The sequence below is a fragment of the Aeribacillus sp. SP014 genome (genome assembly GCF_054055575.1).
This window is the reverse complement of record NZ_JBSRXI010000001.1, coordinates 1,183,276-1,200,830: the sequence shown is the minus strand read 5'-3', so window position 1 is coordinate 1,200,830 and position 17,555 is coordinate 1,183,276. Positions and strand designations below refer to the sequence as shown.

Below are 17,555 nucleotides of genomic sequence, written 5' to 3'. Positions count from 1 at the left end.
ATAAGCGATTATTTCCACTTGTCTGGCCGAATGAAAGGATATTGGAAAGCTGCTTCGAAAACGCGCTTTCCAATGATTTGTTTTATGCGTCATACAATTCAAACAATGTAGCGAGGCCCAGACCACCTGCGATTCCTAATGTTGCGATTGCCCGTTTGCCTCTCAATCTTTTCATTTCTGTGCAAAGCCTTGCAACAAGAATAGCGCCTGAAGCACCATAAGGATGTCCGATGGCAATAGCCCCTCCTCCCACATTCAGCTTTTCCAATGGGATGTTTAATTGCTTAACAGAAGCCAATACTTGAGAGGCAAAAGCTTCATTAAATTCGATTAAATCGATATCCTCCATTTGGAAGCCGGTTCGTTTCAGCAGCTGTTGCACTGCTGGAACAGGACCAATGCCTAAAAGGTTCGGATCGACACCTGCACTTGTACAATCGACAAATTTCAGAACGGGCAGAAGCCCAAGCTCTCGGCATTTTTTTTCAGACATGACAAGGACGGCACAAGCCCCGTCATTCAATGGACAAGAATTTCCAACAGTCACTGTGCCATTTTCTTTAAATATCGGCTTCATGGCACGAAGCCTTTCCAAGCTCAACCTTTTCCTTGGACATTCATCACGATCCATGCCATTTACAGGGACAATTTCACTGCTGAATCTGTCATTCTCCATCGCTTGAACCGCTTTTTGATGGCTGCTGTATGCAAACAAGTCCTGCTCTTCCCTTGAAATTTGAAACGCTTCCGCAACATTTTCCGCCGCTTCCCCCATTTCAGGATCACCGAACGACTCCGGCGAAAACCGTGCTCTCGTATAGATCTTAGGTGGCTTCATTTCATATAAAGATAAAGGTTTTTCAATTTTCCAAGGGGCAAGGCTTGTACTTTCGACTCCTCCGGCAATATAAATGTCGCCGGCTCCTGATTGGACAAGCCGGCAAGCGAGATTCACCGCTTCCAATCCTGATCCGCATTGGCGATCAACAGTAATACCCGGAACTTGATCGGGAAGCCCCGCTAAAAGGAGTGAGAGTCTAGCGATATTTCCTCCTGGACCGACCGCATTTCCTAAAATAACTTCATCAATTTCCTGCGGATCAATTCCGCTCTCGTCTACAACCGCTTTGATGACTGCAGCAGCCAGTTGTTCAGGGCGGACGTATTTAAACATTCCCCCCATTTTTCCAATAGCCGTTCTTTTTGCCATAACAATGACAGGGATCGTCATTTTTCTTCCCCTTTCACAATGAATTCAAGTTCTTTTCGCGCAATCTTTCCGCTGGATGTATAAGGGAACTCGTCCACTTCATAAAACGTTCGCGGGCATTTATATAACGGGAGCTCAGATCGGCAATAGCGCTTTAATGCATTGAAGCTTCTATGCTGAGCTTTCTCTTTCCATTTAATAAATGCAACCGGCTTTTGCCCCCAATAATCGTCCTCTACTCCAATAACAACCGCTTCCTCAACCTCATCCCGTTCCTTCAAAACTTTTTCAATTTCTTCCGGATAAATATTTAAACCGCCGCTGATGAACATATTTTTCTCGCGCCCAACGATCGTTAGAAAACCGTTCTCGTCTAAGTACCCTAAATCACCAATTGATGCGCCGTCATCCTTCAATACATTTTTTGTTTCAATCGGGTTGTTGAAATACCCTGAAAATAATAAATTGCTACGTACGACTACTTCCCCAACTTCATTAAAGGATGCTTCCGATCCATCTTTTTTTCTGATTGCTACTTCCACACCTGGAAAAGGAATGCCGACACTTTTTGGCGCTTTTTTAAAAATTTCATCATCGACATAACTGACAAAGCTTAATTCTGATGCACCATAAAACTCAAACAACTGTCCGTTCGGAAACATTTCTTTTAACTGCTTTCTAGCTTCATAAGAAAGCTTTGCACCAGACGAAATAATTGTTACATTGTTCATTATGCATTTCTCTTCATTTTTCTTCATTTGAAGCAAAGCTTGAATCATCGTTGGAACACCATAAAATACAGTTGCCTCTCTCTTTAACAAAATATTAAATGTTTCCTTTTGAGAAAAAGCCGGGAGCAAATAAAAAGTCGCCCCGATATGTAAGGCGTGAACAGCCGCAAACAGGGACAACGAATGACATAAAGGGCCGGGAGCAAGGATGACATCATTTTTTCCATATCCAAAAATTTGTTCTCCGACATTAAAGCTTTCCAGCCAAGATTTATGATTTCTCATATATCCTTTCGGTTTTCCAGTTGAACCTGAAGTAAAGCCGAGATAAAACAATTCTTCATCAAACTCTTCCCACTTCTCGTGATGATCCGTTTGGACATCTTTTTTTATTTCATCAATTAACATGACGTTCTCCTGCTTTATTCCGGTCCGCTCCAAAAAATCGCGGCTTCCAATGCATACATCCAGCTGGCCGCTTTCCAATACATGCCGGATATCGCGCTTTCTCCATTTTGGATCAAAAGGAACAGCAATCCCGCCAAGTGTAATAACGGCAAAAAACACTTCTAAAAATTCTGAAGTGTTTCCCATTAATATGCCAACTTTTATATTTTTTTTGTTTGTCAATCGAACGAAAGCTGTTTGTATTTTTTTTATATTTTCGTACAGTTCATAATATGTAACTGTCTCTCCATTTATTTGTTTAATTGCCGGTTTTTGAGGATGTTCGTATGCATATTGGCTAATGTTTCTCCCGATCCCCATCAGCTCACCCCTTAAGCAGCCTGTTTATTACGAGCTTTAATCAATGGATACGATTTTTGAATTCTTACTGCCAAAAATGCTGAAATCACCGCTTTTGTTAAATCTCCTGGAATATAAGCCAACGCCGATATGCTCGCACTTATCCAATTCATATTGGCAATCCAAGACAAATAGGAAATGCCGCATAAATAAACAAATAAAATGCCTCCAATTATATTAAATACTAACACTTTCCAAAATGCTAATTTTTCAAAATTCTTTTCAACTAAAAAACCGATTATAAAGGATGCAAAAGGCCAAGATAAAATATATCCACCGCTCGGACCAAATAATACTGCCAGCCCGCCTCTTCCGCCAGCAAGAATCGGTGCTCCGGCTCCTACAAGTAATACAAACAACAATAAACTGATAAATCCTCGTTTGGATCCTAATATTGCCCCTGCCAGCATCACACCCAATGTTTGAGCGGTGATTGGCACTGGCGTGAACGGAAGCGCAATCGGCGGTATGAGGCCGAGCACAGCAACAACAGCCGCGAACATTGATACTAATACCATATCATATAACTTCATATAAATAACTCCTTTCGAAAAAATTTTATAATCACATAATAGTTGAAATAACGATTTTTGTAAACCTAAAATTTATTTAAGTTTACATTAAAATGTTTTTTCATAAAGAAATGACAATTAGGCTTGTTCACGATACAATATCTTTATAATTGCTATTGAGGTGACTCTTGTGCCCGAACTAGAGCTGACTTTTGATACATTAATCATCGCCCTTTCACTGCAGATCTGCATACAGATCGGGCTAAACTTTTTTCATCGTTATGTCCGTACTGGTTATCAAATTTCTGCCAAAGCGAAATTTGAACAGTTCAAAAACAGCTTTTTTGACAGCATTTCAAGAGAGATCCCGTATTTCACTTTCCTTTTTCTTTCATTTCTTATAAAGAAAAGAAAGCGGAAAGAGGGACCGGACGATATGGAGGATCATCTTTTTCCTTCCCTGTTGGAGACACATTTTGTTTATTTATAAGGAGGAAAAAGATGCGAAATATTTTGTATATCGTAGTCATGATCACTTTTGTTGCACTAACTGGATGCAGCGCTGGCAGCTCAAATCAATCAGGCTTTTTCCATCAAACATTCGTTGAACCTTTTTCAATTATTATTAAAACTTTTGCGGACTGGTTTCACGGCAGCTATGGAATCGCGATTATTTTAATTACGGTCTTGATTCGGTTGATTCTTATGCCGTTAATGCTTCGCCAATATAAAGACCAGCAAAATATGAAATTGAAAATGGAGAAAGTCATGCCGGAGATGAAGGAGCTGCAAGAAAGGTTTAAAAAGGCGAAGGATCAAGCAGAACAACAAAAAATTCAAAAGGAAATGATGGATTTCTATCGAAAGCACGACATCAATCCATTGAAAATGGGCTGCCTTCCCATTATTATTCAAATGCCGATCATCATGGGGCTGTATTATGCCATTCGCGGTTCGAAAGAAATTGCAACACATTCATTTTTATGGTTTAATCTCGGAACACCTGACCTTATTTTGACGCTTTGTGCTGCAGCTATTTATTATGTGCAATTTAAAGTTTCCATTAGAACGGTACCTGAAGATCAATTGCAAGGACCGATGAAAATGATGGGAATGCTGTCGCCGCTAATGATAGGAACAGCTTCTTTTGCTTCACCAGCTGCCTTGCCTCTTTACTGGACAGTAAGCGGATCATTCCTTATTCTGCAAACATTACTTGCGCAAAAGCTCTACTATAAACCAATAGAAAAAGAAAAAGGCAAGAACTCTGAACAGTAGAATCAGTAGCCGTACAAAAATACCTTTTGCGAACAATATGAATAAACTAGCGAATTGATCTTTCCTCTTGCGTTAGACAGTAAAATCACCTGTCTAGCGCAGGAGGAAATTTTTTTTGGTTGAAGGGGACTGTGAAAATCTTCGTGCTTATCTTCTCTCCAACATGCAAATGAATCTGCTGAAATTTTCCTTCAAAAAATCTTTTTGAACAGCTGTTACTAGAAACTGCAAAACAAAAGAAGGAACCTATGTCAGGTCCCTTTTCACACATAGCTGGTTTTACTTTCTTGTTTTTTAAAAAAAGTTTTCATCGCATGAAACACATCTGCTTTTTGCTTTAACACAAAATAGCGGAATTTTGGATTGTTGATGTTTTTATAAGCTGACATTAAGGTGGAGTATCTGTTGTACTGGTTGACCTCGCCGTAACAAAAGATGTTGCAAATTTTCATTAGTTCTTCGACAAGCTTCACGCATCGGCTGTTATCTGAAGTTAAATTATCTCCATCGGAAAAATGGAACGGATAAATATTGTACCGGGAAGGCGGGTATTTTTCTTCAATAAGTGCTAATGCTTTTCGATAGGCAGAAGAACAAATGGTGCCTCCGCTTTCACCTTTTGAAAAAAATTCATCCTCAGAGACAACTTTTGCCTCCGTATGATGGGCAATAAATTCAATATCTACCGTTTCGTATTTCGATCTTAAAAATCTAATCATCCAAAAGAAGAAACTTCTCGCCATGTATTTTTCCCATATTCCCATAGAACCGCTCGTATCCATCATTGCAAGCACAACAGCTTTTGACTCTGGTTTTTCCACTTCGTTCCAAGTTTTAAATTTCAAATCTTCCGGATATATCGGATAAAAACTTCGTTTTCCTGCCATCGCATTTCGTTTAAATGCCGAAAGCATTGTCCGTTTTTTATCAATGTTTCCCATAAGGCCTGTACGGCGAACATCGTTAAATTCTATTTTTTCAGCAATATTCTCATCCATTTCTTTTTGCTGTAAATCTGGAAGTTCAAGTTCCTGAAAGAACGCTTTTTCCAAGTCCATAATCGACACTTCAGCTTCATAATAGTCCTCTCCAGGCAAATCTCCAGCGCCTTCGCCTTTCCCAGCTGCTTGTGCATCATTTGTGCCATCCCTCGCAACGACATCGCCAATTTTACTGTCTCCCTTTCCTTGGCCGACATGTTTGTTTTTGTCATAGTTATATCGAATTTTATATTCATCAAGCGACCGTATCGGAATTTTTACTACATTTTTTCCGTTTGACATGATGATGCTTTCTTCTGAAATAAGATCAGGGAGATTATTGCGAATCGCTTCTTGCACTTTTTCTTGATGGCGAACTTGGTCATCATGGCCTTTACGATGGAGGGACCAATCCTCTCTAGAAACAACAAAGTGATGGTTCCCTTTGGATGTCATTTTTTTCCCTCCCTTAAAAAACTTGGCAATTCTTTTATTATATTCAAACGAATGAGTTCGTTTGGACAAATAAAAGATTATTCTATCATATGCTCGAATCTTCCAAAATTGACATGCTGTTGCACACCTTTTTTGATTAGAAATTTTGAAAAAAATAGCGCCCATTCGGGCGAATCATGAACGAAACCAGCTTCAATTGTCAACGATTTAGTAAACTGCCTACATAGCGAAGAAGTTCATTGGCAGATGTTGAATTGTATCCATATTCATCAATGAGTCTCGCTACAACCTCGTTAATTTTCTTTAATTGCTGTTCGTCAGGCGTTTTAGTTGACGTTGTAATTTTCACAACGTCCTTCAAATCTGCAAACAATTTTTTTTGAATAGCTTCGCGCAACCGCTCATGGGAATTGTAGTCAAAACGTTTCCCTTTTCTTGCATATGCTGAAATGCGAATCAAAATTTCTTCTCGGAAAGCCTTTTTTGCATTTTCTGAGATGCCGATTTGCTCCTCAATCGAACGCATCAATTTTTCATCCGGATTCATTTCCTCGCCTGTCAGCGGATCGCGGATTTTGCTTTTATTGCAATACGCTTCAACATTATCTAAATAGTTGTCCATTAAAGTTTTTGCTGATTCTTCATATGAATAGACAAACGCCTTTTGAACCTCTTTTTTCGCAATTTCATCGTATTCTTTCCGCGCGATGGAAATGAAATTCAAATAACGCTCACGGTCTTCTTCTGAAATCGAAGGATGCTGATATAAACCTTCTTTTAACGAACGAAGTACATCTAACGCATTGATAGAAGGCACTTCTTTCCGAATAATGGTAGAAGAAATCCGATTGATGACGTAACGAGGATCGATGCCGCTCATTCCTTCTTCCGGATATTCTTTTTTTAGCTCTTCCACATCTACAGCATTAAACCCTTCAACCAATTCTCCGTCGTAAAGCCGCATCTTTTTCACAAGATCGATATCCGATCTCTTCGGCTCCTTTAAACGGGTTAAAATAGTAAACATTGCCGCTACTCTCAATGTATGAGGAGCGATATGAACATCGGATACATCGCTTTCTTTAATCATTTTTTCGTAAATTCTTTCTTCATCGGAGACCTTTAAATTATACGGGATCGGCATGACGATAATTCGCGAATGGAGAGCCTCATTTTTTTTGTTTGAAATAAATGAACGATATTCTGTTTCATTCGTGTGAGCGACTATGAGCTCATCAGCTGAAATGAGCGCAAATCGGCCCGCTTTAAAATTTCCTTCCTGAGTTAGAGATAGCAGATGCCATAAAAATTTTTCATCACATTTCAACATCTCTTGAAATTCCATCATTCCTCTGTTTGCCTTGTTAAGCTCTCCATCAAATCGATAAGCCCTCGGATCGGATTCTGAGCCGTATTCAGCAATTGTAGAAAAATCTATACTTCCCGTTAAATCGGCAATATCCTGCGATTTTGGATCAGACGGACTGAATGTGCCGATTCCTACCCGTTTGTCTTCTGAGAAAAAAATTCGTTCAACTAAAACATCCTCAATTCTCCCGCCGTATTCTTCTTCAAGGCGCATCATATTAAGCGGAGATAAATTGCCTTCAATTCGAATGCCGTATTCTTTATAAAAGTCGTCGCGAAGATGGTGCGGAATTAAGTGCAAAGGATCTTCATGCATCGGGCAGCCTTTAATTGCATAAACTGCACCTCTATCGGTTTTCGAATATTCTTCTAATCCCCTTTTTAACAAAGTGACAAGTGTAGATTTTCCGCCGCTGACAGGACCCATTAACAACAGAATTCTTTTTCTTACATCCAGCCGCTTAGCAGCGGGATGAAAATATTCTTCCACAAGCCGTTCCAATGCTTCGTCCAGTCCGAAAATTTCCTGGTTGAAAAATTTATATCGTTTTCGGCCATTAATCTCCTCAATCCCTGCATCTTTTATCATATTATAAACGCGAGAGTGGGCGGATTGGGCTATCCATGGTTTTTCTTTTAATATTTCCAAATATTCAGCGAAGGTGCCTTCCCATTTTAAGCGCTCTTCCATTTCTCTATGCTTTTCGATTTTTTTCAAAATATCCATCAGGGACCTCCTCCATCGTTGGTTTGAGCACCAGATTAATACAATTTATGCGAGGATGTCCTTAAAGATGCTTTTTGATTAGCTTAATGTTTGAAAATGAGTTAAAAAATTTTGACAAAATGACAAACCTTAGGGAAATTCTTTCACTCGTTGGGAATGTTAATGTATAATAAAACTAGTAATTTTTGATTACGTTGTACATATGAAGGAGGGATCTTTTTCATGAAAACTGCTTTAGTTTTAGGTGTCTGCATCGCATTTTTAGTTGCTATTTTCACGGCAGGATACAACGATAAACCTGGTGTCAACAAAAAATAATTTTGTGCATATTGATGATTTGTTCACAAGTAGTCCTCCCGGTAATTTTGTGAAGCGGTAAAGCAGGTAGGGAATTTCGGCTTGTGTTAGTTCCATGAAAATAACTCCAAAACATAAAAGGGGTGCTAATAATGGCGGCAGAAAGAGTATTTATCAGCCCTGCAAAATATGTTCAAGGTAAAAATGTCATTACAAAAATCGCGAATTATCTTGAAGGAATTGGAAACAAGACAGTCGTGATAGCTGATGAAATAGTTTGGAAAATAGCTGGGCATACAATCGTAAACGAATTAAAAAAAGGAAATATTGCAGCCGAAGAAGTAGTTTTTAGCGGAGAAGCTTCAAGAAACGAGGTAGAAAGAATCGCGAATATTGCAAGAAAAGCAGAAGCTACTATTGTAATCGGCGTTGGTGGAGGAAAAACGTTAGATACCGCAAAAGCGGTAGCGGATGAATTAGATGCTTATATAGTGATTGTGCCGACAGCTGCTTCAACTGATGCTCCAACTAGTGCTCTTTCTGTTATATATTCTGATGACGGCGTATTTGAAAGCTACCGTTTTTATAAAAAGAATCCAGATCTTGTACTTGTCGATACGAAAATTATCGCCAATGCTCCGCCACGTTTACTTGCCTCTGGAATCGCTGATGCACTTGCAACTTGGGTGGAAGCACGCAGTGTTATAAAATCCGGAGGAAAAACGATGGCGGGCGGTATCCCTACAATTGCAGCTGAAGCAATTGCAGAAAAATGTGAACAAACTTTATTCAAGTACGGGAAGCTTGCCTATGAATCAGTAAAAGCAAAAGTCGTCACCCCTGCGTTAGAAGCGGTCGTCGAAGCAAACACGCTCCTTAGCGGACTAGGTTTTGAAAGCGGCGGTTTGGCAGCGGCTCATGCTATTCATAACGGATTTACCGCGTTAGAAGGCGAAATACATCATTTGACACACGGAGAGAAAGTGGCATTTGGTACTCTTGTCCAGCTCGCTCTCGAAGAACATTCACAACAAGAAATTGAACACTATATCGAGCTTTATTTGAGTCTTGATTTGCCAGTCACGTTGGAGGACATTAAATTAAAAGATGCTTCGCGCGAAGATATACTAAAAGTCGCTAAAGCAGCAACTGCAGAAGGGGAAACAATCCATAATGCATTCAATGTGACAGCTGATGATGTAGCAGATGCGATTTTTGCTGCTGATCAATATGCGAAAGCATATAAAGAAAAACACCGCAAATAACGTTTTGAATTGGCATTTCTTCATGGGATACCTTGTTGACTGCAAAAAAGGCCAGGCGCTTTGACAGCTCTGGCCTTTGTATTTGCTTTTTTAACCTTATGGTAGTCCGCTTCCTTCTCATACTTCCTTTAATAACCGCCAAAAATAATGTATATTTACAATCCGAAAGAAGCCCAAAACTAAAAGTGTTTAAGATAATCCATGAAAGCTTTGCTGTCTTAGCGCCTCATACACTAAAATAGCGGCAGTGTTCGACAAATTTAATGCCCGAACGTTTTCCGTCATTGGAATGCGCAAACACCGATCTTCATTTTCTGCAAGCAATTCTTTTGGAAGTCCTGTTGTTTCACGTCCAAAAATGAAGAAAATCTCTTTGGAAGGATCACTAAAATCATAGCTCGTATAATATCGTTTTCCAAATTTAGTTATATAGTAGAAATCCCCGTTCTGGTTTTGCTGAAAAAAATGGTCAAGAGAATCATAATAATGAATGTTTACAAATTCCCAATAATCAAGCCCTGCGCGTCGAAGCATTTTATCATCCGTTGAAAAACCTAAAGGACGAATTAAATGAAGGGCTGTATTAGTCGCTGCACAAGTTCTAGCAATGTTTCCAGTATTTGCAGGGATTTCTGGTTGATATAAAACAACGTGTAATGCCACAATGATTCACCTCGAAAACTATTATAACATTTTTAAGAATCCTCATTATCATCAATGATATGAAAAAATTTATATTGAATGTTTTCTGTATAGGCAGTTGAGTCTTCGTACGACCAATATCTCATTCGGCTGTTGGATGTTTGGGCATTGACAAGCGGCATATCGCTTTTATCTTTTGCAACAACAAATGTTGAATGGTCAAATCTGCCGTCGCCTTGAAAATCATAACAAATCACATCCCCGGGCTTAAGCAGCTCAGGAGACGAAACTTCTTCCGCTCTAAGTCCTGTTTTTGATGTGGACAAATACAGCATCAGCGCATGAGCTACAGACCAGCTGTAGCTCCAATTATTATTCGCAAGCCACCATCCTGATGACCGGTTCGGGTAGCCTCTCATCGGCGCATCACCGGCACGTAAACATTGGGAAACATAATTTGTACAATTTACGTCAAAATAAGGATAATTCGGATTTCTGCTGTTCCACCACCGTTCCGCATATTGGACGCTTTTCAACCGATCATATTGAAAAGAAACCCGTTCATCTTTTCCATGCCACTCTTCGTTTGACCAATCATCCTCTTCATCTTTATGAAAACAGTCTTTTAGTTTAACTTCATCAGATATTAAATGACCTTTATTGGAAAACTTCGCTACCCGCTCTTCCCCAATTTCTTCTATATATAAAAAATCACCCTGCTTATAAAGAAGCCTGTAATCACATAAATAATCTACAACGGTTGCCTCATCTTCGATCTGTTTCGGCCATTTTATGAGACAAGTCGCTTTCACTATTTCCGCTTTTCGTTTTGCTGCCAGCTCTTTTTTCTTTTCACACCATTCAAGCTCTGAAGATTGCTGCCGATTGTGATTGACAGATTTGTTCACTAAAAATTGCAGCTTTTCATTTATTTTTCGATAAACAGCCTGTACGTCCACATTTGTCACCACCATTTTCGTTTCTTCTATATACGTATGATGGTGACAATTAAAATCATGCTTTCAACATTTCAATTCCTTTGACAATTTCATTCTTTACTTCTTCATCTTGTTCTTTTTCCAGAGCTTTTTCCAATTCAAAAAGCACTGATTGATCTCCTATCCTTCCAATCGCCCATGCGGCGGTTCCCCGAATAATCGGTCTTGAATCTTCGTGCATCAGTTTAATTAAGTCAGGCAAAGCCGTTCTATCTTTATAATGGGCTAAAGCGATGATCGCATTTCGCTGAATCGGTTTTTTTCCTCTCCATGAACCAGCTATATGGCCGAATTTTTCTTTAAACTCGCGGTTTGAAATATGAAGAAGCGGCTTTAATTTTGGCTTTGCAATTTCAGGATCCGGTTCCATTTCAGAATGGATATGGAAATCCTTTCCTTTATTTTCCGGACAAACAAGCTGACAAGTGTCACAGCCGTAAAGCCTGTTTCCGATTTTCCCACGATATTCATCAGGCAGAAACCCTTTTGTTTGCGTTAAAAAAGCAATACATTTCTTTGAATCGAGCTGCCCGCCTTGTACGAGCGCACCAGTCGGACATGAATCGACACATATGTTGCAGGATCCGCATCGGTCTTCAATGGGGCTGTCGGGAGGAAAAGGAATATTTGTAATCATTTCGCCCAAATATACATAAGAGCCGAATTCCGGTGTAATAATCATGCAGTTTTTTCCGCTCCATCCGATACCGGCTCGCTCTGCTACGGCCCGATCCGACAGCTCCCCCGTATCGACCATCGATTTAACCTGTGCTCCGTCCACTTTTTCTAAAATAAATCTTTCCAGCTTTTTCAACCGATCTTTTAGAATCACGTGATAGTCTGTCCCCCATGAAGCCCTGCAAAATAAACCGCGCCGCTCTTTTTTTGTACTTCTGGGAGCATTTTTCATTTTTGAAGGATATGCCAACGCTATAGAGATAATCGATTTTGCTTTTGGAAGGAGCAGCTCAGGATTTGTCCGCTTTTCGATATCAGGCTCCTCGAATCCTGACTGATATCCTAACTGCTGCTGTACAATTAGCCGCTCCTTCAATGTTTCAAAAACATCAGCACTCGCAAAACCGATTTTATCGATTCCAATTTGCTTGCTGTATTCAATAATTTCTTGTTTGAGAACTGCGAAATCCACACCGCTCCACCCCCTTTGTTTTTATTTCAAAAAATATATAAACTATGTTAAGATAAAATGGCTGAAAATAGGAGGGAAATCAATGGAATTTTTTATTGCTGAAGAGGTCAAACAACGAATTCCTCACTTTAAAATAGGCTTAATTGAGTATGATCATATTCAAGTATCCGAATCCCCCCAAATGTTAAAAGGGAGACTTCGTTTCTTTCAAGAATCTATTTTTTTCGATCTAGAAAATAAAAATGCAGCTGAATTAGACGGCATTCGAGAATGGCGGGAAATCTTTAAGCGTGTTGGCACTGATCCTAATCGATACCGTCCATCCAATGAGGCTCTTTTTCGCCGCGTTCAAAAACAGCAATACTTACAGTCTATCCATTCAGCCGTTGACTTAAATAATTTTTTCTCCTTGAAATATGAAATTCCGTTAGGCATCTACGACCGAAACAAAATAAAAGGACCTATTACGTTACAAATCGGTGAAAATGGTGATTCATATGATGCCATCAACGGCCGCCAAGTAAATTTGGAAAATAAACTAGTAACCTGTGATGCAAACGGACCTTTCGGAAGCCCCTATGTTGATTCCAAGCGAACAGCAGTACAGCTTTCAACAACAAGCGCTTTACATATCGTTTATTTAAAGCCATCGATGCGGACAGAAGAAGCAAAAAAATTACTTGAAGCGATGGCAAACATGTTTGTTCAAATTCACGGTGGAGATGCTCGCCAACAAATTTTCGCTTAAGCCTCTCCCTTTTCTTTCTTTTAATGGCATGGCAGCCATATACAAAATTTCTATAATGAAAAAACGCAATGCTTCGTTTGCTTATAAAAACGAAACACTGCGTTGATGAATGATATGTATGGAGCGGGTGATGGGAATCGAACCCACGACATCAGCTTGGAAGGCTGAGGTTTTACCACTAAACTACACCCGCATACATTATTTCTTTTCTATCAAGACGAAAAACACGCACTTGCCATGCCTCTTCCTCTTCCAGCTTATTCGAGGAAGTAGATGCGTCGAGGCAACTCGATGCTTATTCATTGAAGCATCGCTCGTGGCTGAGGTTTTACCACTAAACTACACCCGCATACATTATCTCTTTTCTATTAAGATGAAAAACACGCACTTGTCATGCCTCTTCCTCTTCCAGCTTATTCGAGGAAGTAGATGCGTCGAGGCAACTCGATGCTTATTCATCGAAGCATCGCTCGTGGTAGCCGTAATGCAATGACGGGTTTTATTATAGCAAAGCGAAAATGACGGTGCAACGGAAAAATGTAAAAAAAACGACATTTTTTTATGTTTTTGTCGAAATTGTGAACAAAATAGATACCAAGTTGTCCATTTAATACCCTATACCACTGAAAAAAGCATTAAATCAACAAGTTTTTCTTATTTTGTTCATATATTTACAAAGCTGGTGGTAAATGTCCGGCGTTTAAATGTAAACTCCGAAAACATGGCAAGCTTAGATAACAGTTAGATTGACCCCCTCAGTCATTCCTTCGCAAACTAAATTTTTCAACCAACATAAAATACTAAGAGCTGAGAAGATTCCTATAAAATCAGAGTAAAGTTAAGACCAAATGATAACTATACTTCAAAAGCTACACCATTTTGATTCATTGAAAAAATGTGATGAACGCACTTATCCCATATCTTTTAACTTTCTATAGCACTTTCGTGACTACAGCTCCCATACCTTGCCCATTTCAGAGCTGTCAAGAATTTTTTCAAAGATAAATATACATTTATCCGGTGGATCAAAAATCTGCCTTTTTTATATTACTATAAACAACTTGCTCTTCTAAAAATTAGCTGATGAATCGTTAAAAGAAAGTAAAAAATCGACGTTCAAAAACGCCGATTTTCACCTTATTTTTTCAACATTTCAAACACTTGCTCGACATCCTTATCCCCCCTGCCGGAGAGATTAACGATCACAATATCCTCCTTGCTTAGCTGCGGGGCAAGTTTCATCGCATATGCTACAGCATGTGAACTTTCAAGAGCAGGGATGATTCCTTCTAGCTTAGATAATTGCTGAAAAGCTTCCAAAGCCTCTTTTCCAGACACCGTAACATATTCTGCCCGTCCGGTTTCCTTCAAATAGCTGTGCTCTGGACCAATTCCAGGATAATCAAGCCCTGCTGCAATAGAGTAAGTCGGCATTGGATCATTATTTTCGTCAAGCAAAGTTAAGCATTTAAATCCGTGAATAACAGCTGGAACACCTTTCGTAAGCGTTGGTGCCTCTTCCGGCTCCACTCCTATTAATCTTACGTTTGGTTCGTCCAGATAATGCGCAAAAGCTCCGATTGCATTGCTTCCTCCTCCTGCACAAGCAATCACTGCTGTTGGAAGCTTCCCTTCTTTTTCAAGAATCTGCTTTTTCGACTCTTCACTAATAACCGATTGAAAATGCTTGACAATTGTTGGATACGGATGCGGACCGACAGCAGATCCAAGCAAGTAAAACGTGTTTTGGTAATTTTCCACATAATCAGCTAAAGCTGCATCCACCGCATCCTTCAAACGTCCTTGTCCTTTTTCAACCGGTACTACCTTTGCACCAAGCAGCTCCATCCGAAACACATTTAATGCCTGCCGCTCTGTATCGAGCTTGCCCATATAGATGGTGCATTCCATTCCAAACATCGCACACGCGGTTGCTGTTGCAACACCGTGCTGTCCAGCACCCGTTTCTGCAATGATTCTAGTAGCCCCCATCCGTTTGGCAAGCAAGATCTGTCCAATTGCATTATTGATTTTATGTGCTCCGGTATGATTTAAATCTTCACGTTTTAAATAAACTTTCGCGCCCCCGAGCGCTTCTGTGAAATTTTTCGCATATGTCAGCGGATTTTCTCTACCGACATATTCTCTTAAATAATATGCCAATTCTTCATTAAACGTTGAATCGTTTTTAAATTTTTCGAAATTCTCTTCCAGTATGTCCAATGCTCTTTGCAAATCCTTTGGAACAAAGCTTCCTCCAAATTGGCCAAAATAACCCTTCTCAACTGTTTGCTGACTCATCTTACTCATCTCCTCTAAACTTTTATTCAATTATAGCAAAACATGTTCAAATCAAACACTTATTTTTAGAATTTCTGCCGCTTATTATTTTGCATAGTTTAGCTCCCAAACTACACCGAATTTATCGATTACCACACCATATTTTGAATTCCAAAAAGTATCTTGCAATTCCATTTTGACCTGTCCGTCTTTCGCTAATGTTGTAAAAATTGAATTTATTTCATCTTCTGATTCCAAATCCAATGTCAGCCATATATTGTTCCCCTTCGTCACCGGTGAGAAAACATCGGCAAAATAAAGTACACATGATTCGTTAATATGCAGCTCGGCATGAATATATTTTCCTTCGTGGCCTTTAAACATTTCTTTTCCATCGGATGTCTCTACATTTTTAAGTTCTCCTCCAAATACTTGCTGATAATATTGCAACGCTTCCTTACAGTTATGCAAATAAATATGAGGGATTATTTTTTTCATCTTTTTTACCCGCCTTTGCCAGATTGTAGGGATAAACATTCTTCTCGTCCATTTTACCATAAGGGAATGACACCTTGTTTTTAAGAAGAGGAGTGCCTCCTGTTTCTGTGTAATGATTCAACATCGCATTTTCCTAGGGCCAAGCTACAATCTTTTTTGAAATAGAGCATTACTAGAAACAATTGAAATATTCTAAAATATAAAATGGAGTTAAAAAGCGCAGCGTGATGCAGGTTACCTGCTCCGAAATTGCTCTTCAAATTGGTAAACAAGAAACATCTTGTTATATTGTGTAATCTTTCTTAACGAGATACTTAGCAAAAAATTCAAATTATGTAAAAATCAATTTGGAGGACACACTCATGAAGAAGAATGACTACTTTCATTCGAAAAATTACACCGGGAATCATTTACATGTAGACAACTTTAAAGATGAATTTTCCCCTTTCATCGAAGGAATTGCCTGGGAAAGAACTGATGGCACAATGGATTTATTTTTTGATGATTTAAAAGAGGAAGAATTTCAACAATTATTTGTAAATAAAGAGCATTATTATGATAAATTTAAAGGTGGATTTATAGAAAATGTTCAAACAAATGAGGAAGCGTATGAAAAATTTCGTCAATGGGTGGATGAAGTACTGGAACCGTTTAGAAATGGCCAAAAATAAGCGAATGTTCCATTGAAATGCATTTTGCAAAATTCCCCCATATTTTTACTACAAATGAAAGAAGGGATCCTATCACATGAAAAAAGACAGTTGGAATGCAGCTTTGTATGATGCAAAACATTCATTTGTTTCCAAATTTGGAGAGCATTTGCTTGATCTGTTGGAGCCAAAAAAAGGTGAACGTATTCTTGACCTCGGCTGCGGTACGGGAGATTTAGCCTGGAAGCTTTACGAATTAGGAGTTGACGTCGTCGGAATTGATAAATCAGAAAATATGATTAATCAGGCTAAAGCAAAATACCCCGGTTTAAGCTTTGAGGTGAAGGATGTTCTAAATCTTGGATACCGCAACGAGTTTGATGCCGTTTTCTCCAATGCAGTTCTTCACTGGATCAAGCCGCCAAAACAGGCGTTAATCAATATATACCAGGCCTTAAAGGAGAACGGCCGTTTTGTAGCGGAATTCGGCGGCAAAGGCAATGTCAAAATAATTACCGATGCCATCCGAAATGAATTGAATAAATTGGGCATGGAGGAATTAGCAGACCAATTTCCTTGGTATTTCCCAAGCATTGGTGAATATTCATCGTTGATGGAAGAAGTGGGGTTCCGTGTCGTGTTCGCCCAGCATTTTGACCGTCCAACGCCATTACATGGGGAGAATGGGGTAAAAAATTGGATAGAAATGTTCGCTGGCAGCCTGTTTAACAGTTTGACAAACGAAACAAAAAATCTTATCTTCACAAACGTGGAAAACAACTTGAAAAACGTCATATATAAAAATGGCATCTGGTTTGCCGATTATAAGCGAATTCGCGTCATCGGGATTAAAGAATAACACGTAAAGAGGCGTCTCATATCTTCGCGAATTGTTGAATCTAAAAGAAAGTGAACAATATGTAATTTTCTCAAAAAAATTTTGGAAAAAGCTAAATCT

Annotated in this window: 15 protein-coding genes and 1 tRNA gene; 5 read left to right on the top strand and 11 right to left on the bottom strand. The window is 39.2% G+C overall.

The window, feature by feature from the left end; all coding sequences use genetic code 11:
- Window positions 1–82 precede the first annotated feature (82 nt).
- From ACVIJU_RS05965 to ACVIJU_RS05955, 3 genes are read right to left on the bottom strand one after another with little or no spacing between them, the layout of a single operon-like run.
- Window positions 83–1,231 carry a thiolase family protein gene (locus tag ACVIJU_RS05965; protein WP_311066436.1) on the bottom strand — a complete coding sequence of 383 codons (1,149 nt, stop codon included), beginning with the start codon at window positions 1,229–1,231 and terminating at the stop codon, window positions 83–85.
- Window positions 1,228–2,709: an AMP-binding protein gene (locus ACVIJU_RS05960; protein ID WP_456687384.1), complete on the bottom strand. Its 1,482-nt coding sequence runs from the start codon at window positions 2,707–2,709 to the stop codon at window positions 1,228–1,230. The genes ACVIJU_RS05965 and ACVIJU_RS05960 overlap by 4 nt, the downstream gene beginning before the upstream one ends.
- 11 nt (window positions 2,710–2,720) lie before the next feature.
- A complete protein-coding gene (locus ACVIJU_RS05955) occupies window positions 2,721–3,281 on the bottom strand; it encodes a biotin transporter BioY (protein ID WP_094244590.1) in 561 nt (186 codons plus the stop codon).
- 480 nt (window positions 3,282–3,761) lie between these two features.
- Between ACVIJU_RS05955 and yidC the strand changes: the two genes are divergently transcribed.
- Window positions 3,762–4,538, top strand: coding sequence for a membrane protein insertase YidC (gene yidC / locus ACVIJU_RS05950; RefSeq protein WP_063387247.1), 777 nt, complete (start codon window positions 3,762–3,764; stop codon window positions 4,536–4,538).
- Between the two features lie 263 nt (window positions 4,539–4,801).
- Here yidC and yhbH read toward each other — a convergent pair whose 3' ends face one another.
- Window positions 4,802–5,974: a sporulation protein YhbH gene (gene yhbH, locus ACVIJU_RS05945; protein WP_063387246.1), complete on the bottom strand. Its 1,173-nt coding sequence runs from the start codon at window positions 5,972–5,974 to the stop codon at window positions 4,802–4,804.
- A 199-nt stretch (window positions 5,975–6,173) separates the two neighbouring features.
- Window positions 6,174–8,069, bottom strand: a complete 1,896-nt coding sequence (locus ACVIJU_RS05940) for a PrkA family serine protein kinase (RefSeq protein WP_063387245.1) — start codon at window positions 8,067–8,069, stop codon at window positions 6,174–6,176.
- A gap of 449 nt (window positions 8,070–8,518) precedes the next feature.
- On the opposite strand from ACVIJU_RS05940, the gene ACVIJU_RS05935 reads away from it, so the two are divergent.
- Complete coding sequence (locus tag ACVIJU_RS05935; protein ID WP_456687383.1) at window positions 8,519–9,631, top strand: glycerol dehydrogenase; 1,113 nt, start codon at window positions 8,519–8,521, stop codon at window positions 9,629–9,631.
- 189 nt (window positions 9,632–9,820) lie between these two features.
- Here the strand turns inward: ACVIJU_RS05935 and trmL are convergent, their stop codons facing one another.
- The 3 genes from trmL to queG are packed head-to-tail and all read right to left on the bottom strand — an operon-like array spanning window position 9,821 to window position 12,421.
- A complete protein-coding gene (gene trmL, locus ACVIJU_RS05930; RefSeq protein WP_094244585.1) occupies window positions 9,821–10,294 on the bottom strand; it encodes a tRNA (uridine(34)/cytosine(34)/5-carboxymethylaminomethyluridine(34)-2'-O)-methyltransferase TrmL in 474 nt (157 codons plus the stop codon).
- A gap of 32 nt (window positions 10,295–10,326) precedes the next feature.
- Entirely contained in the window at window positions 10,327–11,247 is a 921-nt protein-coding gene (locus tag ACVIJU_RS05925) for an amidase domain-containing protein (RefSeq protein ID WP_186439328.1), read from the bottom strand.
- A 40-nt stretch (window positions 11,248–11,287) separates the two neighbouring features.
- Complete coding sequence (queG, locus tag ACVIJU_RS05920) at window positions 11,288–12,421, bottom strand: tRNA epoxyqueuosine(34) reductase QueG (RefSeq protein WP_063387242.1); 1,134 nt, start codon at window positions 12,419–12,421, stop codon at window positions 11,288–11,290.
- A gap of 82 nt (window positions 12,422–12,503) precedes the next feature.
- Between queG and ACVIJU_RS05915 the strand changes: the two genes are divergently transcribed.
- Window positions 12,504–13,169, top strand: coding sequence for a B3/B4 domain-containing protein (locus ACVIJU_RS05915; protein ID WP_456687382.1), 666 nt, complete (start codon window positions 12,504–12,506; stop codon window positions 13,167–13,169).
- 119 nt (window positions 13,170–13,288) lie between these two features.
- On the opposite strand, the gene ACVIJU_RS05910 is transcribed toward ACVIJU_RS05915, so the two are convergent.
- From ACVIJU_RS05910 to ACVIJU_RS05900, 3 genes are all read right to left on the bottom strand, one after another.
- Window positions 13,289–13,362: transfer RNA gene (locus ACVIJU_RS05910), tRNA-Gly, on the bottom strand.
- A gap of 944 nt (window positions 13,363–14,306) precedes the next feature.
- The gene (trpB, locus tag ACVIJU_RS05905) at window positions 14,307–15,470 is read right to left on the bottom strand and encodes a tryptophan synthase subunit beta (RefSeq protein WP_063387240.1); all 1,164 of its coding nucleotides are present in this window, start codon (window positions 15,468–15,470) and stop codon (window positions 14,307–14,309) included.
- An 84-nt stretch (window positions 15,471–15,554) separates the two neighbouring features.
- Window positions 15,555–15,947 carry a VOC family protein gene (locus ACVIJU_RS05900; protein WP_063387239.1) on the bottom strand — a complete coding sequence of 131 codons (393 nt, stop codon included), beginning with the start codon at window positions 15,945–15,947 and terminating at the stop codon, window positions 15,555–15,557.
- 362 nt (window positions 15,948–16,309) lie between these two features.
- Here ACVIJU_RS05900 and ACVIJU_RS05895 point away from each other — a divergent pair, with 362 nt between their 5' ends.
- Together ACVIJU_RS05895 and ACVIJU_RS05890 are read left to right on the top strand one after the other, a co-directional pair.
- Window positions 16,310–16,618, top strand: coding sequence for a hypothetical protein (locus ACVIJU_RS05895; protein ID WP_063387238.1), 309 nt, complete (start codon window positions 16,310–16,312; stop codon window positions 16,616–16,618).
- A 76-nt stretch (window positions 16,619–16,694) separates the two neighbouring features.
- Window positions 16,695–17,456 (top strand): class I SAM-dependent methyltransferase, encoded by a 762-nt coding sequence (locus tag ACVIJU_RS05890; protein WP_063387237.1) that lies wholly within the window; start codon window positions 16,695–16,697, stop codon window positions 17,454–17,456.
- The last annotated feature ends 99 nt before the right edge of the window (window positions 17,457–17,555 follow it).

Bases quoted from the DNA above. Each gene is read 5' to 3' on its own strand.
- ACVIJU_RS05940 (WP_063387245.1), bottom strand. From the start codon at position 8,069: ATGGATATTTTGAAAAAAATCGAAAAGCATAGAGAAATGGAAGAGCGC.
- yidC (WP_063387247.1), top strand. From the start codon at position 3,762: ATGCGAAATATTTTGTATATCGTAGTCATGATCACTTTTGTTGCACTA.
- ACVIJU_RS05900 (WP_063387239.1), bottom strand. From the start codon at position 15,947: ATGAAAAAAATAATCCCTCATATTTATTTGCATAACTGTAAGGAAGCG.
- ACVIJU_RS05890 (WP_063387237.1), top strand. From the start codon at position 16,695: ATGAAAAAAGACAGTTGGAATGCAGCTTTGTATGATGCAAAACATTCA.
- ACVIJU_RS05925 (WP_186439328.1), bottom strand. From the start codon at position 11,247: ATGGTGGTGACAAATGTGGACGTACAGGCTGTTTATCGAAAAATAAAT.
- ACVIJU_RS05955 (WP_094244590.1), bottom strand. From the start codon at position 3,281: ATGAAGTTATATGATATGGTATTAGTATCAATGTTCGCGGCTGTTGTT.
- trpB (WP_063387240.1), bottom strand. From the start codon at position 15,470: ATGAGTCAGCAAACAGTTGAGAAGGGTTATTTTGGCCAATTTGGAGGA.
- yhbH (WP_063387246.1), bottom strand. From the start codon at position 5,974: ATGACATCCAAAGGGAACCATCACTTTGTTGTTTCTAGAGAGGATTGG.
- ACVIJU_RS05935 (WP_456687383.1), top strand. From the start codon at position 8,519: ATGGCGGCAGAAAGAGTATTTATCAGCCCTGCAAAATATGTTCAAGGT.
- ACVIJU_RS05895 (WP_063387238.1), top strand. From the start codon at position 16,310: ATGAAGAAGAATGACTACTTTCATTCGAAAAATTACACCGGGAATCAT.
- ACVIJU_RS05960 (WP_456687384.1), bottom strand. From the start codon at position 2,709: ATGGGGATCGGGAGAAACATTAGCCAATATGCATACGAACATCCTCAA.
- ACVIJU_RS05965 (WP_311066436.1), bottom strand. From the start codon at position 1,231: ATGACGATCCCTGTCATTGTTATGGCAAAAAGAACGGCTATTGGAAAA.
- ACVIJU_RS05915 (WP_456687382.1), top strand. From the start codon at position 12,504: ATGGAATTTTTTATTGCTGAAGAGGTCAAACAACGAATTCCTCACTTT.